Source organism: Variovorax sp. GW822-FHT04A09, from assembly GCF_058801005.1.
The window spans coordinates 976,330-991,542 of the sequence record NZ_JBXAMV010000002.1 but is presented as its reverse complement, the minus strand read 5'-3'; the positions used below and the strand labels follow the sequence as shown (position 1 = coordinate 991,542).

General features: G+C 69.9%; 15 protein-coding genes. 7 read left to right on the top strand and 8 right to left on the bottom strand.

Annotation, left to right across the window (positions count from 1 at the left end; all coding sequences use genetic code 11):
• Positions 1 to 20: 20 nt before the first annotated feature.
• Together AC1RLW_RS15720 and AC1RLW_RS15715 are read right to left on the bottom strand one after the other, a co-directional pair.
• Positions 21 to 1,388 (bottom strand): TolC family protein, encoded by a 1,368-nt coding sequence (locus AC1RLW_RS15720; RefSeq protein ID WP_493193816.1) that lies wholly within the window; start codon positions 1,386 to 1,388, stop codon positions 21 to 23.
• Between the two features lie 103 nt (positions 1,389 to 1,491).
• A complete protein-coding gene (locus tag AC1RLW_RS15715; RefSeq protein WP_307638620.1) occupies positions 1,492 to 1,866 on the bottom strand; it encodes a hypothetical protein in 375 nt (124 codons plus the stop codon).
• A 162-nt stretch (positions 1,867 to 2,028) separates the two neighbouring features.
• Here AC1RLW_RS15715 and AC1RLW_RS15710 point away from each other — a divergent pair, with 162 nt between their 5' ends.
• Positions 2,029 to 2,706 carry a heavy metal response regulator transcription factor gene (locus AC1RLW_RS15710; protein WP_062481258.1) on the top strand — a complete coding sequence of 226 codons (678 nt, stop codon included), beginning with the start codon at positions 2,029 to 2,031 and terminating at the stop codon, positions 2,704 to 2,706.
• Positions 2,703 to 4,031, top strand: coding sequence for a heavy metal sensor histidine kinase (locus tag AC1RLW_RS15705; RefSeq protein WP_493193815.1), 1,329 nt, complete (start codon positions 2,703 to 2,705; stop codon positions 4,029 to 4,031). Before AC1RLW_RS15710 ends, AC1RLW_RS15705 begins: the two co-directional genes overlap by 4 nt.
• A gap of 6 nt (positions 4,032 to 4,037) precedes the next feature.
• Here the strand turns inward: AC1RLW_RS15705 and AC1RLW_RS15700 are convergent, their stop codons facing one another.
• Positions 4,038 to 5,291, bottom strand: coding sequence for a cation:proton antiporter (locus AC1RLW_RS15700; protein ID WP_070063158.1), 1,254 nt, complete (start codon positions 5,289 to 5,291; stop codon positions 4,038 to 4,040).
• Positions 5,292 to 5,482: 191 nt separating this feature from the next.
• On the opposite strand from AC1RLW_RS15700, the gene AC1RLW_RS15695 reads away from it, so the two are divergent.
• Positions 5,483 to 5,866, top strand: a complete 384-nt coding sequence (locus AC1RLW_RS15695; RefSeq protein WP_493193813.1) for a hypothetical protein — start codon at positions 5,483 to 5,485, stop codon at positions 5,864 to 5,866.
• Between the two features lie 62 nt (positions 5,867 to 5,928).
• Here AC1RLW_RS15695 and AC1RLW_RS15690 read toward each other — a convergent pair whose 3' ends face one another.
• Entirely contained in the window at positions 5,929 to 8,268 is a 2,340-nt protein-coding gene (locus AC1RLW_RS15690; RefSeq protein ID WP_493193812.1) for a heavy metal translocating P-type ATPase, read from the bottom strand.
• A gap of 70 nt (positions 8,269 to 8,338) precedes the next feature.
• On the opposite strand from AC1RLW_RS15690, the gene cadR reads away from it, so the two are divergent.
• The 3 genes from cadR to AC1RLW_RS15675 all read left to right on the top strand — a co-directional run bounded on the left by cadR (position 8,339) and on the right by AC1RLW_RS15675 (position 11,335).
• The gene (gene cadR, locus AC1RLW_RS15685) at positions 8,339 to 8,809 is read left to right on the top strand and encodes a Cd(II)/Pb(II)-responsive transcriptional regulator (RefSeq protein WP_307638624.1); all 471 of its coding nucleotides are present in this window, start codon (positions 8,339 to 8,341) and stop codon (positions 8,807 to 8,809) included.
• A gap of 283 nt (positions 8,810 to 9,092) precedes the next feature.
• Positions 9,093 to 10,340, top strand: coding sequence for an acyl-CoA dehydrogenase family protein (locus AC1RLW_RS15680; RefSeq protein WP_493193810.1), 1,248 nt, complete (start codon positions 9,093 to 9,095; stop codon positions 10,338 to 10,340).
• A gap of 146 nt (positions 10,341 to 10,486) precedes the next feature.
• Positions 10,487 to 11,335, top strand: a complete 849-nt coding sequence (locus tag AC1RLW_RS15675; RefSeq protein ID WP_493193809.1) for a helix-turn-helix transcriptional regulator — start codon at positions 10,487 to 10,489, stop codon at positions 11,333 to 11,335.
• Between the two features lie 62 nt (positions 11,336 to 11,397).
• On the opposite strand, the gene AC1RLW_RS15670 is transcribed toward AC1RLW_RS15675, so the two are convergent.
• Both AC1RLW_RS15670 and AC1RLW_RS15665 read right to left on the bottom strand, forming a co-directional pair.
• Positions 11,398 to 11,901, bottom strand: a complete 504-nt coding sequence (locus AC1RLW_RS15670; RefSeq protein ID WP_493193808.1) for a RidA family protein — start codon at positions 11,899 to 11,901, stop codon at positions 11,398 to 11,400.
• A gap of 13 nt (positions 11,902 to 11,914) precedes the next feature.
• Positions 11,915 to 12,949, bottom strand: a complete 1,035-nt coding sequence (locus tag AC1RLW_RS15665) for a quinone oxidoreductase family protein (protein WP_493193806.1) — start codon at positions 12,947 to 12,949, stop codon at positions 11,915 to 11,917.
• A gap of 120 nt (positions 12,950 to 13,069) precedes the next feature.
• Between AC1RLW_RS15665 and AC1RLW_RS15660 the strand changes: the two genes are divergently transcribed.
• Complete coding sequence (locus tag AC1RLW_RS15660) at positions 13,070 to 13,495, top strand: winged helix-turn-helix transcriptional regulator (protein ID WP_253252482.1); 426 nt, start codon at positions 13,070 to 13,072, stop codon at positions 13,493 to 13,495.
• 27 nt (positions 13,496 to 13,522) lie between these two features.
• On the opposite strand, the gene cysE is transcribed toward AC1RLW_RS15660, so the two are convergent.
• Positions 13,523 to 14,314: a serine O-acetyltransferase gene (gene cysE, locus AC1RLW_RS15655; RefSeq protein WP_223301446.1), complete on the bottom strand. Its 792-nt coding sequence runs from the start codon at positions 14,312 to 14,314 to the stop codon at positions 13,523 to 13,525.
• 67 nt (positions 14,315 to 14,381) lie between these two features.
• Positions 14,382 to 15,113, bottom strand: a complete 732-nt coding sequence (locus AC1RLW_RS15650; protein WP_369646385.1) for an RNA methyltransferase — start codon at positions 15,111 to 15,113, stop codon at positions 14,382 to 14,384.
• Positions 15,114 to 15,213: the final 100 nt, after the last annotated feature.

Below are 15,213 nucleotides of genomic sequence, written 5' to 3'. Positions count from 1 at the left end.
AATCGGTTCGGTGTTCTTCTTCAGCGCGCGATCGGCGGCACGTTCGGCGCCGCGTTCGGCGTCGCGTTCGAGGCGATGTCATCGCCCCCGGTGCCCAGCAGGCGCTCGAGCTCGCCGGCCGCGCGGTGCGCCTCGGCCAGCGCGACGAGGTACTGGTTGCGCACCTGGAACAGCGTGCGCTGCGCGTCGAGCGCCTCGAGAAAGCTGAACTTGCCCAGCTCGAAGCCCTTGGTGGCGGCGCGGTAGGCGGTCTCGGCGCCGGGCAGTGCGTCGCGCTGCAGCGTCTCGGCCGTGGCGCGCGCCGAGCGCAGGCGCTCGCTGGCCTGGGCCACGTCGGCGCCCAGTTGCAGCTCGGCGGCGGCGAGTTCGTCGCGCGCCTTGTCTTCGCGGCTCAGTGCCTCGGCGATGTTGCCGCGGTTGGTGTCGAAGATCGGCAGCGGCACCGACAGGCCCACCACCACCTGGTTGCGCCGGCTGCTGCTCACGGCCTCACCGCCCTCGCCTTCGGACGCGGGCACGCGCTTGACGCCGAGCGACACGGTCACGTCGGGAATGCGTTTGGCCTGCTCCAGGTCGCTCAATGCGCGGCGGCGCTCGACCTCGAGCCGGGCCTGGCGCAGCACGGGCGCATCGGGCAGGCGGCGCGCCACCTCGGGCGCGGCGGCCTGGGTGGGCAGCTGGTCGACCGCGCCGTCCACCTGCGTGAAGCGCGGCGCCGGGTTGCCCCACAGCGCGGCCAGCAACTGGCGCGACGCGCGCAGCGTGCCTTCGGCCTGCAGCAGTTCGACACGGATGCCGGCCTCGGCCACGCGCGCCTTGGTTTCCTCGAGCGGCGACACCTTGCCGGCCGCCACGCGGTTGGCCGCGGCGCGGGTGGCGATCTGCGCGAGCCCCACCGAGTCTTGCGCCAGGCGCAGGCGCTCCTGCGCGGTCAGTACGTCGAAGAAGGCCGTGACGGCCGCGGCGCGCAGCTCGGCGCGCCGCGCCGACAGCGCCGACGCCGCCTGGTCGCGCGCACGCTCGGCCGCCGTGACGCGCGCGGCGCGCTTGCCGCCCAGCTCCAGGGGCTGGCTCAGCTGCAGCGTGGTCGTGCGGTTGTTGCGGCGCAGGTCTTCCAGCTGCGTGTCGAGCGTGGGATTGGGCCAGGCGCCGGCCTGCACCACGGCGCCGTCGGCGGCGGCCTGCTCATGGCGCGCGGCCGACAGGCCCGGGTTGGCCTGCAGCGCCAGCGCCACGGCGGCGCGCAGGGTCAGCGGGCCTTCGGGCTCCAGCGTGCGGGCGGGTGCCGACAGGGACGACGAGGGACCGGCCGCCTGCGGGGTCTGTTGTGAAAAGGCCGGGGGTACCGCCAAGGCCAACACGGCCAGCGGCACGAAAAGCGTGCGCATCGAATTCTCCTGGGTTGCGAAACAACGGACGGACGAATTCGGCGAGGAGCGCTCAGCTGATGAGTGAGATCAGAAAAAGAAAAGGGGCTGTGCTCTCGCCGAATCAGGCAGAGAGCAACCAGTCGGGGCGCACCGGCACTTCGGCGATGTGCGAGGCGAAGCGTTCGGTGGAAACGGCGCGCAGCGCCTGCGAGGCGATGGGCGATTCGGCCGGCAGCGCGGCGGCGGTGTCCGCATGCTGGGCCTGCCCGAAGTGGGCAACGATGCAATGGCCGACCGCCGCGTTGGGCTGGCGGGTGCTGTCTTTCTTGGCGCCGTCGCCCGCGTGGGTGCGGTCGGTGCCGCGCGGCTCGTCCTCGTGGTGGCCCCAGTGGCCGCTGCTCTTGTCGCCTTCGTGCAGGCAATAGGCGGCCGACACCGCCCAGCTGTACTGGAAAGGCAAGAGAAACAGCAGGAAAATCAGGAGCCAGCGGCGCATTGTTGACAAAAGTATATCGACGGGGCGTGGCGCGCCGACCAAGAAAAGCCCTGCGAACCGAGGGCCCGGCCCACTGTACGACAGCGTGTCGGCGCTTTGTCCTTCAATAGGATTACTAAATCGTAACCAGCGTCTCGAAAGGCCTTGGGTACGATCCGTACCATGCGAATTCTTGTCATCGAAGACGAACCCAAACTGGGCGATTACCTGAAAAAGGGGCTGGAAGAGAACGGCTACGTGGTCGACATCGCCCGCGATGGCATCGAAGGCCGCTACCTCGCCACCGAGGGCGACTACGCGCTCGTGCTGCTGGACGTGATGCTGCCGGGCATCGACGGCTTTGCCGTGCTGCAGGCCATTCGCCGCACGAAGAACGTGCCCGTGCTGGTGCTCACCGCGCGCGACAAGGTCGAAGACCGCGTGCAGGGCCTGCAGCAAGGCGCCGACGACTACCTGGTGAAGCCCTTCTCCTTCTCGGAGCTGCTGGCGCGCGTGCAGGCGCTGCTGCGGCGCGGCAAGACACAGGAGCCCACGGTGCTGCGCCTGGCCGACCTGGAGCTGGACCTGGTGAGCCGCAAGTGCATGCGCAACCGCACGCGGCTGGACCTCACGGCCAAGGAGTTCACGCTGCTGGTGGTGCTGCTGCGCCGGCGCGGGCAGATTCTGTCGCGCTCCACGCTCGCCGAGCAGGTGTGGGACATGAACTTCGACAGCGACACCAACGTGGTCGAGGTGGCCATCCGCCGCCTGCGCAGCAAGATCGACGACCCCTTCGACGTGAAGCTGCTGCACACGGTGCGCGGCATGGGCTACGTACTCGAAGACCGCTCCTGGGCATGAGCCCGAAGCCGCATTCGATCCAGAGCCGGCTCTCGTTCTGGTTCGCCGCGCAGACGCTGTCCGGCCTGAGCATCATCTGCCTGGCCATCTACCTCGTGACCGCCTGGAGCTTCGGCGCCAAGCAGCGCGACGCGCTCGACCAGAAGACGGTGCTCGTCGAGCACCTGCTCAAGGAGGCCGAGAAAGGCGGCGACCTCGTCTTTCTGCGGCACAAGCTCGACGACTTCTTCTCGATGCAGGACGACGTGACCCTGTCGATCGCCAACGCCGGCAAGCCGCTGTTCCAGTCCACGCCGCCGCCGCAGGGCCGCTGGCTGCGGCGCGCCATCGTCGTGCCCTGGCAGAACGGCGACTTCCACACCGACCTGTCGGTGCAGGTCGGCGTGAACATCGCGCAGGACTCCCGGCTGCTCGAACGCCTGGCCTGGACGCTGCTGGGCGCGGTGGTGCTGGGCACAGCGCTGGTGTCGCTCACCGGCATGTGGCTGGTGCGGCGCGGGCTGCGGCCGCTGAAGGCGCTGGCCGAGCGCACGGCGGCCATCACGCCCGACCACGTCCACCAGTCGATCGACCCCGGCGCCTTCGCGCAGGAACTGCGGCCCTGGATCACGCAGTTCAACGCGCTGCTGGCGCGGGTGCAGCGCGCCTACGTGCAGCTGGAGTCGTTCAACGCCGACGTGGCGCACGAGCTGCGTACGCCGCTGGCCAACCTGCTGGGCTCGACCGAGGTGGCGCTCACGCGCCCGCGCAGCAACGAGGAACTGCAGGCCGTGCTGGCCTCCAACCTCGAGGAGATGGGGCGGCTGTCGGGCATCGTGACCGACATGCTGTTTCTTTCGAAGGCCGACCGCGGCACCTCGGCGCGCTCGATGGCCCCGGTGAGCCTGGCGGAGCAGGCGCGCGACGTGATCGATTTCTACGACGCCATGCTCGACGAGGCCGGCCTGCGTGCCGAGGTGCACGGCGAGGCCGTGGCCGAGGTGGACGCGGGGCTGATCCGGCGCGCCCTCTTCAACCTGCTGGGCAATGCGATCCGCTTTGCCGAACCGGCCTCGACGCTGCGCATCGAGATCGCGGCCGCTCCTGGCGGAGAACACCACACCATCACCGTGATCAACCGCGGCGCGCCGATCGACCCGGAGGCCCTGCCGCGCCTGTTCGAGCGCTTCTACCGCGCAGCCCAGGCGCGCGACGGCTCCACGCGCCACCACGGACTGGGGCTGTCGATCGTCGAGGCGATCGCGCGCATGCACGGCGGGCAGGTGTTCGCGTCGAGCCATGGCGGCCAGACGCGCATCGGGTTCAGCGTGCGCCGCGGCGGCTGAAGGGGTTCAGGGCTCGGCGTGCGCCGCCGTCTCGGCGGGCTTCGGCTTGCGGCCGACGCACAGCGTCATCAGCGGCCCGGTCATCGCGGTGGTGGCCAGCGCCATCACCAGCAGCATCGTGAAGAGCTCGGGGCCGATCAGGCCGACGTCCAGGCCGATCTTGATGACGATGAGCTCCATCAGCCCGCGCGCATTCATGAGCGAGCCGGTGGCCAGGCTGTCGCGCCAGCTGTAGCCGGCGATGCGCGCGCCCGCCGCGCCGCCCGCGATCTTGCCCACGGTGGCCACGCCCACGATCAGCAGCATCGCGCCCAGGCTGGCGCCCGAGAACGCGTTGGCCGTGGTGCCCAGCCCCGCGAGCGCGAAGAACAGCGGCATCAGCACCACGATGGAGATCGGCTCGATGCGCTCGCTCAGCGAGCGCAGCAGGCGGTCGTCGCGCGGCAGGCAGGCGCCGAACAGGAAGGCGCCGAACACCGCGTGCAGGTGCAGCCACTCGGTCAGCAGCGCCGTGACCAGCAGGCCGATCATGAGCGCGGCCATCAGCGTGGTCGACGGCTCGCCGTCGGGCGCCTTCACGCGCAACAGCCACGCAAAGGCCGGCTTCAGCCCGAGGAACAGCACCGTGAGCATCACCACCACGCCGACCGTGATCTTGATCAGGCCCGCGTAGCCGTCGCTGGTGCCCACCAGCGCGACCACGAAGGCCAGCAGGATCCACGCGAACACGTCGACCACCGCCGCCGCGCTCAGCGAGAGCTGGCCGAAGGGCGTGCGCGTCATGCCGCGGTCCTTGAGGATGCGCGCCATCACCGGGAAGGCCGTGATCGACAGCGCCGCCGCCATGAACAGCGCGAAGGGCCAGAAGCCCACGCCGGCCGGCGCGAGCGTGGGGTGCAGCGCCGGCGAGATCGCCAGGCCCAGCACCAGCGGCACCAGCACGCTGAGCACGCCCACCGCGCCGGCCGCCTGCAGCTGCGCGCGCATGTTGCGCGTGGCCCGCAGCTCCAGGCCCACCACGAACATGAACAGCACCAGCCCCACCGTCGCCAGCGACGACAGCCCCTGCAGCGACTCCTTGGCGAACAGCTGCGCGTGCAGCGACGGGAACAGCAGTCCCATGACCGCCGGCCCGAGCATCAGCCCCGCCGCCATCTCGCCCACCACGCTCGGCTGCCCCACATGGCGCAGCACCCAGCCGCACAGGCGCGCGGTGGTGAGGATGACGACGAGTTGCAGCAGGAGGGTGGTGACGGACATGGGCGGAACGGTCGTGAGGCCTGGGGAAAAAACTCGCCCGATGTTAGTTCGGCGCGCCCGGCTCGATCCAGATGTGCAACGCGGCGCGGGGGCCGTTGGAGACGTGGGCGGCGCGCAGGTGAGCCCAGACGCCTCAAGGCCGTGCTAAAAATCCGAATGCGCATGATCCAAAACTCAGCCACTTCAGCCTCATGAACACCCCTCTGTTCGCCGATCTGGCCACCTGGATCGATTCCGTCTTGTCTGCGCCGCTGCCTGAAGGCATCGCCGCTTTTCACTTCAACCTCTACGACAGTTCGACGACCTACGACCTCGAACTCGTGGGTGCTCCAACCTACGACCCGGAAGATTCCGACTGGGCGTGCGACGACATCTTCATGTCCTCATTGCCACGTTTCGAGATCGCGAGCGAAGCGGTGGGGCCAGACTGGGAGGCAGGCCTGCAGGCCATCTCGCAGATGATTCTTCGCTACCTGGACGCCGCGTCTGCGGGCGCTTCGCGCCTGAAGGCTGCTCGCGCGGTCTCTCTGGGATTCGTAGATGGCGACCTGCACCTCGTCTGGCGTGCCGAGTGAGGCGTTGACCGGCAGGCGCTCGCTTCAGCCCTCTTCTCCGAGGCCGCCTCCTCCGCGCTGCGCTATTCCTGCTTTTCGGTCCGCATCAACCGCAACCCGTTCGCCACCACCAGCAGGCTCGCGCCCATGTCGGCGAACACCGCCATCCACATGGTCGCGCTGCCGAACACCGCGAGCACGAAGAACACGCCCTTGATGCCGAGCGCGAGGGTGATGTTCTGCCACAGCACCGCGTGCGCGCGGCGCGACAGGCGGATGGTCTCGGGGATGCGGCGCAGGTCGTCGTTCATGATGACCACGTCGGCCGCTTCCATCGCGGTGTCGGTGCCGGCGCCGCCCATGGCGAAGCCGATGTCGGCCCTGGCGAGCGCAGGGGCGTCGTTGATGCCGTCGCCGGTCATCGCGACGGCGCCGTAGCGTTGCTGCATCGCCTGGATGGCATCGAGCTTTTCTTCGGGCAGCAGGTTGCCGCGCACGTCGTCGATGCCGGCGTGCGCGCCGATGGTCTTCGCGGTGGCGGTGTTGTCGCCGGTGAGCATGACGGGCGTCACGCCCAGCGCGCGCAGCTCGGCCACGGCGGCCTGCGACGAAGGCTTGATGGTGTCGGCCACCGCGAACAGCGCCAGCACCGACTTTTCAGATGCCAGCAGCGTCACCGTGCGGCCGGCTTCTTCGTGGCGCTTCAGCTCGGCTTCCAGTGCCGGGGAGCACAGGCCGCGCTCTTCGATCAACCGGTGGTTGCCCAGCACGTAGGTCTGGCCGGCGTGCGTGGCCTGCACGCCGCGACCGGGCAACGCGGTGAAGTCGCCGACCTCTTCGACCGGCCCGCCCAGGCCTTGGGCGATGGCCTTCGACACCGGATGGTCGGAGCGGCCCGCAATGTTGGCGGCCAGCGCGTACACCGCGCCTTCATCGCCACCGGCCTTGTCGATCAACACCGACTCGACCAGCTTGGGCTTGCCTTCGGTGATGGTGCCGGTCTTGTCGAGCGCCACGGCCTTGAGGTTGCGCGCCTCTTCGAGGTAGGTGCCGCCCTTGATGAGAATGCCGCGCCGCGCGGCCGAGGCCAGCGCGCTCACGACCGTCACCGGCGTGGAGATGACCAGCGCGCACGGGCAGGCGATGACCAGCAGCACCAGGGCCTTGTAGACGGCCTGCACCCAGGTCCAGCCCAGCAGCCACGGCGTGAGCACCGCGATGGCCAGCGCCAGCACGAAGACGGTGGGCGTGTAGATGGCGGCGAATCGGTCGACGAAGCGCTGCGTGGGCGCGCGCGAACCCTGCGCCTCTTCGACCGCGTGGATGATGCGCGCGAGCGTGGTGTTGGCCGCCACGGCCGTCACGCGGAACACCAGCGCGCCGGTCTGGTTGATGGTGCCGGCGAACACCGCGTCACCCGCGGCCTTGTCGACCGGGATGCTCTCGCCCGTGACCGGGGCCTGGTCGATGGCGCTGGTGCCCTCGAGCACCACGCCGTCCAGCGGCACGCGCTCGCCGGGGCGGATGCGGGCCACGGCATCGAGCGCCACCGCGTCGGCGCGCACGGTCAGCCAGCTGCCGTCGGGCTGCCGCACCTCGGCCTGTTCGGGCGCGAGCGCGAGCAGGCTCTGGATGGCGTTGCGCGCGCGATCGACGGCACGGGCCTCGATGAGCTCGGCGATGGCGTACAGCGCCATCACCATCGCGGCCTCGGGCCACTGGCCGATGATGAAGGCGCCCGTGACGGCGACGGCCATCAGCGCGTTGATGTTGAGGCGCCCGCGCACCAGCGCGGCAAAGCCCTTCTTGTAGGTGTCCAGGCCGGCCAGCGCGATGGCCGCGAGCGCGAGCCCCATCTCGGCGGCCATGAAGCCCACGCCGTCGAGCGCCAGGAAGGACACGGTCTCGGCCGCGATGGCCAGCACCAGCGCGGCGACAAGGCGCGCCAGGCCGGTCGACATGCCGGCGAAGCGCGCGGTCTCGGCCTTCTGTGCGCCCGTGGTGGCCACCGGCTCGGGCTTGAAGCCGGCCTGGCGGATGGCGTCGAGCGCGGCGGGCAGCGCGCCGTCTTCGGTGGTGAGGGCCAGCGTGCGTTCGCTTAAACGAAAGCGCAGGGCCTTCACGCCCGCGACGGGCTCGAGGGCGCGGCGGATCTCGGACTCTTCGACCGCGCAGTCCATGGTGGGAATGCGAAACAGCACGGCGCCCTTCGGCAGGTCGGCAGGTTCGGCCGACGCCGGGGCACTGCCGCACACCGCGCTGCCGCAGCAGGCCGTTGCCGGTGCGGCGGGGGCGTGATCGTGTGCATGGTCGTGCCCGTGGTCGTGCCCGTGGTCATGTCCGTGGCTGGGCCCGTGGTCATGGGCGTGGTCATGCGGCGCAGCGCGCGGCACCGGCTGATTCAGGGTGTTCTGATTCGTCATGCATTCATTGGAAACCCTGAAGCAGGTGTAGAGTCAACCGTTGATTGCCACTTCCTTGAGATGCCGCATCATGAAAATCGGTGAGCTGGCCAAGGCCACGAACACGCCGGTCGAAACCATCCGGTACTACGAGCGCGAACAGCTGCTGCCCGCGCCCGCGCGCACCGACGGCAACTACCGCATCTACGACGAGGAGCATGCCCAGCGCCTGGGCTTCATCCGCCGCTGCCGCTCGCTGGACATGACGCTCGACGAGATCCGCAGCCTGCTGAAATTCCGCGACGCGCCGCAGGACGACTGCGGCGAGGTGAACCAGCTGCTGGACGACCACATCGGCCACGTGGCCTCGCGCATCGCCGAGCTGAAGACGCTCGAAAAGCAGCTGAAGGCGCTGCGCCTGCAGTGCGGCGGTCCCGAATCGGCGAGCGCCTGCGGCATCCTGCAGGAGCTGGACACGGCCGCGCTCGCACCCGAGACCTTCGGCCAGCACGCGGGGCACGTGCACGGCACGCTGCACGGCGCCTCCGCCAAGCGCTCCTGACGTCGGGCCCAGCGCCACGCTGGGCGATGCGGGGGTCGTGCTTCGCCGCCGTCGATCGAACTTCAATGGTTCGTGTGGAGGCTGTGTGGCCGGGCTCCGCGCCGATGCGCATGCGTGCCGCACGGCCTCTTTTTCTCCCTCAGACAGGGCCTGACGCGCCCACCGGCATCGCGAATGTTCGCGAAGGCGGTGCGGCCGACCCCGGCAGACAATTCCGCCGACCCGGCGCATCCGCCCTGCGACCTTGGGGCTGCGAGCCGGACAGACCTACAACGGAGACACCATGCCGATCGACTTCACCCTCACCCCCGCGCAGCGCGAGTTGCAACTCTCGGCTCGCCGTTTCGCGCGCAGCGTACTGACCGAGGTCGCTCCGGCCACGCGCCACCTGCCCACGCCGCTGGCGCGCTTCGTCGCCACGCGTCCGTTCTATGCACAGCTGGTGAAGGCCGGGTTCCTGCGGCGCATCATCCCGATGCCGTTCGGCGGCGAAGGCACGGGCATGCTGGACATGGCCGTGGTGGCCGAGGAGTTCTATCGCGTCGACCCCAACGTGTCGCTCACGATGTTCGCCACGCTGCTGGGCCTGCTGCCCGTGACGATCGGCGGCTCGCCCGAGCAGCAGAAGGCGTTTCTCGGGCCGTTCCTGGAAGGCTCCGGCACGCCATTGGCCGCCCTGTGCAACAGCGAGCCCGGCGGCAGCGCCAACTTCGATGCCGCAGCCCCCGGCGAAGGCACGCGCACCCGCGCCCGGCTCGAGGGCGAGCAGTGGGTCATCGACGGCACCAAGCAGTGGATTTCGAGCGCGACCGGATGGGACGAGCAAGGCGCCGACCTGCTGTGCGTGGTGTGCCGCACCGACGCGGACGCGCCGCCCGACAGCGGGCTGTCGGTGCTGGTCGTTCCGCGGCCCGAGGGCGGCATCGTGGTGGAGCGTTATCACGATTCGATGGGCCACCGCGCGCACCTCACGCCCCGCTTTCGCCTCGAGGGCGTGCGCACCGCGCAAGCCAACGTGCTGGGCCCGGTAGGCAGCGGCAAGGGCCTGGTGGCCACCAGCTTCTCGGCGACGGCGGCGCTGGTCGGCGTGTTCGGCACGGCCCTGATGCAGGGGGCCTTCGATTTCTCGTTGCACTTCGCCAAGACCCAATGCCGCGGCGGCGCCCTTCCGATCATCGAGCACCAGGCCGTGGGGTATGCGCTGGCCGATGCCAAGACCGCCATCGAAGCCTCGCGCTACCTCAACTGGCGCGCGTGCCACGCGCTGGACACGCAATCGCCCGCGGCGCTGGAGCTGGCGCTGCAGGCCAAGATCTACGGCTCCGAGACCGCGGTGCGCGTGATCACCGACCTGATGCGCGTGGTGGGCATCGACAGCTACGACCACGACCTGCCGCTGGCCGGCATGCTCCAGGACGCGTTGGTGCTCCCGCTGTTCGACGGCGGCAACATGGGTGTGCGCCGACGCCAGCTGCACGAGCTGCTGCGCTCGCCGGACTACGACCCGCTGACGGCCAGCGGTGCGGCGTGACGGCCGCAGGGCTGACGCGCCCCGGCGCCTTCGCCTGACCGGCGGCAGCGTCGCGGGGCCACACCGGCGTGGTATCGGACGCAGGCCCCTTCCGCCCGGGGACGCCGGGCCGTAGCATTCGACTTCCGCACTGCAGCCCGGCATCCATGCTCGAAGACCACGACATCCTTGTGCTTCAACGCCAGCTCCGGCGGCGCCTGTTCGAAGGCGAGCGCGCGATCACCTGGCGACCGGGCCGCGAGCTGGCTGCGCAGCTGCTGCTGTACCTGGACGACCCGCAGGCCTGCTGGCGCATCTCGGTGCAATGGCTGCGCGACACGCTCGACGCCGACCGCGTCGACGCCGGCTTCGGCGGCTATGTCGACGCCAGCGGCCGCCTGCATGACTACGTGGTCGCGGCCGAGGTGCAGCGCCCGTCGCAACCACTGCCTGCGGTGATCGGCCTGCGCTTCAGCGCCGCCAACCCGGGCATCCGCGCGGTCTGGAGCGGCAGCGGCATCGCCCCCATCATCGACGTGTCGCAGGAGCGCAGCTTCACGCAGGAGTTGCGCGCCACGCTGATGCAGGCCGGCACGGCCTCGAAGCTGGCGGTTCCCGTGCACGACGAAGACCGGCCGGTGGGCATGATCTGCGCCGACTGGCACCACAGGGCGCCGCGCTGGAAGCACGCCGTTTGCGACGAGTTGCCGGGCCTGGCCCGCACCGCGCTGGGCCCGCTGCTGAGCGCCGCCCATCGGTTCGCGCAGGCGCAGAGCGAGCGGGCCCCGGCGAACCTCGCGGCGCTGACGCCGGCGGAGTTGAAGGTGGCGAAGCTGGCGGCCGGCGGCCTGAGCTACAAGGAAATCGCGCGCCAGCTGGACCGTTCGCTCTCCACGATCGACCACCAGCTGCGCAGCATCCGCGAGAAGCTCGGCACGCGCTCGACGGCGCGCCTGGTGCACATGCTCAGCGAACTGAACACGTCGGCGACGGGCCGCTCGGCACCGCTTCAATGAGTGAGGCGGGGTGGGAATGAGCACCGCTGAACGCCGGGGCTGCGTCAGCGGTGTCGGCAACCTCAGCGACGTGAGGGTTCCACTTCAAGGGTCAGGGTCACGGCCACCGGCAGGTTGCCCGGCAGGTTGCGCACCCCGCACACCGACCGCGCATGGCCCGCGCGCGTGTCGAACAGGCGGGCCAGCAGTTCGGAGGCGGCGTCGAGCACCTGCGGGTGCTGGGTGAACGACTGCACGCAGGCGACATGGCCTTCGAGCCGCACGATCTGCCGCACCCGTTGAAAACCGCCCAGGTGCAGGCGCACCTGGGCCAGCGCATTGAGCACCGCCAGCCGGGCCGCCTGGCGGCCTTCTTCCAGCGTCAGCTCGGCGCCGAGCAGCCCACGCGGCAGCGGATGCCCCGCGACCACGGGCCCCTGCATGGAGACATGCAGCAGGCCGGCCGCCTCGATCGCCGCGCGGTAGGCCCCGAGCGGCGGCGGCGGTTCGGGCAGTGCGAGTCCCAGGGCCTCGAGGCGTTGAAGCACCGCGTCGCCCTGCGTGGCGAGCGAAGGGTCCATGGCCATGGCGCGCCCCGCTTCAGCTCGCCCACGGCTGCAGCACGATGCTGCCCCGCGCCTCGTTGGCCGCGATGCGCCGGTGCGCTTCGCCAGCCTGAGAAAGCGGCAGCACGCTGTCGATCTGCGGACGAATCTGGCCCAGCCGTATCGCGTCGAGCCAGGCAGCGAAGTCCTCGATGTCGCCCACCAGCGTGCCGCGCAGCTGCTGCTGCGCGAAGAAGAAGCGCCGGATGTCGAAGCGCACGTCGGTACCCGCCATGAACCCCATCGCCACCACGATGCCCATGGGCTTCACGGCCTCGAGGGTCTTCGACAGCACATCGCCGCCGAGGTTGTCGATCGCGACATCGACCCCCTGCCCGCCGCTCCAGGCGCGCACGGGCTCGACGAAATCCTGCGTCCCGGTGTCGATCGCCAGCTCGGCGCCCAGGCGCAGGGCCAGTTCGGCGGAGGCTGCGTTCTGCACCGTGGTGACGACGCGCGCCCCCAGCGCGCGGGCCACCTGGATGCTGATCATGCCGGTGCTCGACGCGCCGGCATGCACCAGCACCCGGTCGCCGGCCTTGACCTCGCCGACGACCTGCACCGCGCGGATCGCGATCAGCAAGGAGACCGGCAGTGCGGCCATCTGCTCGGCCGGCAGGCCGGTGGTGTCGCGCAACAGCCAGTGCTCCGGCACCACGATGTACTGGGCATAGGTGCCCGGCATGTGAATGCCTGGGATCGCGTAGCTGGCCGCCGCCGTGACCGGGCGGGTGTCCCACTGCGCGGGGTCGGTCGGGTAGCCGGGCATGGCGATCACGCGCTCGCCCACCGCGAAGCGCGAAGCGCCGGCCCCCAGTGCCGCGACCTCGCCCACCGCATCCGAACCCAGGATGTGCGGGAACGGCAAGGCCGGGGCGATCTGCCCCAGGCGCACGTAGTGATCCAGTCGGTTGACGCCGACGGCCAGCACCTTGACCAGGACTTCGCCCGGTCCCGGCGCCGGCGTGGCGACCTCTTCGAGCTGGATCTGATCGGGGTCGCCGAAGGATCGGATGACGGCTGCTTTCATGAAAATCTGCTCCTGTCGTGTGGCGGGCACCATGCCTCGCAACGAAACAGGAATGGTAGATTTCACGTCACCAACCCGGAAGTAGTGACTTAAAAGTGCGATAGGGATAAAAAAGTGCCCATGAAGAACCGGATGAACCGCGCGGGCCGTGCCCCGCGCGTCGCGGCGCCGCCCGGCGACACGCCGTTCGTTCTGCGCGAGGACTGTGCGCAGCGGCGCATCCACTACGTCCTGAACGGCAAGTGGACGTCCATGGTGCTGTATGCCCTCAGCCACGGCGCGATGCGCACCGGGCAACTGGAACGCGCCCTGCCGGGCATCTCCAAGAAGATGCTGACCCTGACCCTGCGCGAAGTGGAGGCAGGCGGCCTGGTCCACCGCGAGGTGTTCCAGGTCGTGCCGCCGCGCGTGGAGTACGCCTTGACGCCGCTGGGCGAGGTCTTCGTCGAGCCCTTGCGCGCGCTCTATGGCTGGGCGCTGGACCACGGCGACGCGCTCGACCAGCTGGAAGACAACCTGCGGCGAGACAGGGCGTCGCCCGCCTGAACGGCGACAGCGCCCTCTGCCCCGCTTCTACTTGCCGATCAGCTGCGTCAGCTTGTCGGCCTCGAACGACTCGCCACGCGCCGCGTCGCCCGGCACGCAGTCCTTCGTTCCCGGCTGCGCCGACAGCTTCTCGATGGCCTGCCACAGGAGCGCGATCTGGTGCTCCTGGCTCGAGGCGTTGTCGATCAGGCCGCGCATGGCCTGGCTCAGCGGGTCGTCGTCCTGCGTGATGCCGTAGGCCGAGAACTTCTGCGGCGCGGCCACGTCGGCGCTCTCGCCCTCTTTCGAGGGGATGATGCGCGCCGGAATGCCCACCGCGGTCGCCCCGGCCGGCACCGGCTTGATGACCACCGCGTTGGAGCCGATCTTGGCGCCGTCGCCCACGACGAAGCCGCCCAGCACCTTGGCACCCGCGCTCACCACCACGTTCTTTCCCAGCGTCGGGTGGCGCTTGGTGCCCTTGTAGAGCGAGGTGCCGCCCAGCGTCACGCCCTGGTAGATGGTGCAGCCGTCGCCGATCTCGGCGGTTTCGCCGACCACCACGCCCATGGCGTGGTCGAAAAACACGCGCTCGCCGATCTTGGCGGCCGGGTGGATCTCGATGCCCGTGAACGCGCGCGCGCAGTGCGCGATGAAGCGGGCCGGCCACTTGAAACCGTGGGTCCAACAGGCGTGCGCCCAGCGGTGCAGCACCACGGCATGGAAGCCGGGGTAGACCGTGATCACTTCCCAGGCGCTGCGGGCGGCCGGGTCGCGTTCGAGGATGCACCGGATGTCGGCGCGCAGTCGAGAGAACATCGCTGCCTTTGTTGTCGTTATATCGATAGGGGCCGGGCAGTCTAAAGCCGGGCGTCTTCGCTTACGCGCGATGGGGTTTTGTGACGGTTCAACTGCCGCGCGGCTCGCGGGTGGCGTCGCTCATGGCCTTGGCAATGCCGCGCAGGATGTGGATTTCCTCGGGCGTGGGCTGCGCGCGGTTGAACAGCTGCTGCAGCCGCGGCATGAGCTTCTTGGGCGCCGCCGGGTCGAGAAAGCCGATGTCCACCAGCGAGCGTTCCCAGTGGTCGAGCATGCCGGCCACGGCCTGCGCGTCGGCCGCCTGCACCGGGGCGATGGCCTCGCGCACACCGTAGCCGCCCAGCGCCAGGCGCCATTCGTAGGCCACCACCTGGATGGCCGCGCCCAGGTTCAGCGAGCCGAACTTCGGATCGGTCGGGATGCTCAGCGCCACGTTGCAGCGGTAGACGTCCTCGTTGCGCATGCCGAAGCGCTCGGAGCCGAACAGGAAGGCCACGTGCTGGTCGCCCTGCTTGCCCAGCGGTTCCAGGTGCTCGCGCGGCGTGCGCGTGGGCGGGCCGAAGTCGCGCGGGATCATGGCTGTGGCGCACAGGTGGGTCACGCCGTCGAGGGCTTCGTCCAGCGTTTCGACGATGCGGGCGTTGTTCAGCACGTCCAGGGCGCCGCTGGCGCGCTGGATGGTTTCCTCGCGCCGCAGCACGTTGGCCCAGCGCGGCGCGACCAGCACCAGGTCGTCGAAACCCATGGTCTTCATGGCGCGGGCGGCGGCGCCCACATTGCCGGCGTGGCTGGTCTGGATGAGGATGAAACGGGTGCGCATGACGGGTGGGGAAGACACAAACGGGCTGAGCCGGTAAAATGCCCGATTCTCGCCGCCCGCATCGCCGGACCGCAGGGTCGCCCAGATTGCATTCTTGGGG

Bases quoted from the DNA above. Each gene is read 5' to 3' on its own strand.
- AC1RLW_RS15720 (WP_493193816.1), bottom strand. From the start codon at position 1,388: ATGCGCACGCTTTTCGTGCCGCTGGCCGTGTTGGCCTTGGCGGTACCC.
- AC1RLW_RS15715 (WP_307638620.1), bottom strand. From the start codon at position 1,866: ATGCGCCGCTGGCTCCTGATTTTCCTGCTGTTTCTCTTGCCTTTCCAG.
- AC1RLW_RS15710 (WP_062481258.1), top strand. From the start codon at position 2,029: ATGCGAATTCTTGTCATCGAAGACGAACCCAAACTGGGCGATTACCTG.
- AC1RLW_RS15705 (WP_493193815.1), top strand. From the start codon at position 2,703: ATGAGCCCGAAGCCGCATTCGATCCAGAGCCGGCTCTCGTTCTGGTTC.
- AC1RLW_RS15700 (WP_070063158.1), bottom strand. From the start codon at position 5,291: ATGTCCGTCACCACCCTCCTGCTGCAACTCGTCGTCATCCTCACCACC.
- AC1RLW_RS15695 (WP_493193813.1), top strand. From the start codon at position 5,483: ATGAACACCCCTCTGTTCGCCGATCTGGCCACCTGGATCGATTCCGTC.
- AC1RLW_RS15690 (WP_493193812.1), bottom strand. From the start codon at position 8,268: ATGACGAATCAGAACACCCTGAATCAGCCGGTGCCGCGCGCTGCGCCG.
- cadR (WP_307638624.1), top strand. From the start codon at position 8,339: ATGAAAATCGGTGAGCTGGCCAAGGCCACGAACACGCCGGTCGAAACC.
- AC1RLW_RS15680 (WP_493193810.1), top strand. From the start codon at position 9,093: ATGCCGATCGACTTCACCCTCACCCCCGCGCAGCGCGAGTTGCAACTC.
- AC1RLW_RS15675 (WP_493193809.1), top strand. From the start codon at position 10,487: ATGCTCGAAGACCACGACATCCTTGTGCTTCAACGCCAGCTCCGGCGG.
- AC1RLW_RS15670 (WP_493193808.1), bottom strand. From the start codon at position 11,901: ATGGCCATGGACCCTTCGCTCGCCACGCAGGGCGACGCGGTGCTTCAA.
- AC1RLW_RS15665 (WP_493193806.1), bottom strand. From the start codon at position 12,949: ATGAAAGCAGCCGTCATCCGATCCTTCGGCGACCCCGATCAGATCCAG.
- AC1RLW_RS15660 (WP_253252482.1), top strand. From the start codon at position 13,070: ATGAAGAACCGGATGAACCGCGCGGGCCGTGCCCCGCGCGTCGCGGCG.
- AC1RLW_RS15650 (WP_369646385.1), bottom strand. From the start codon at position 15,113: ATGCGCACCCGTTTCATCCTCATCCAGACCAGCCACGCCGGCAATGTG.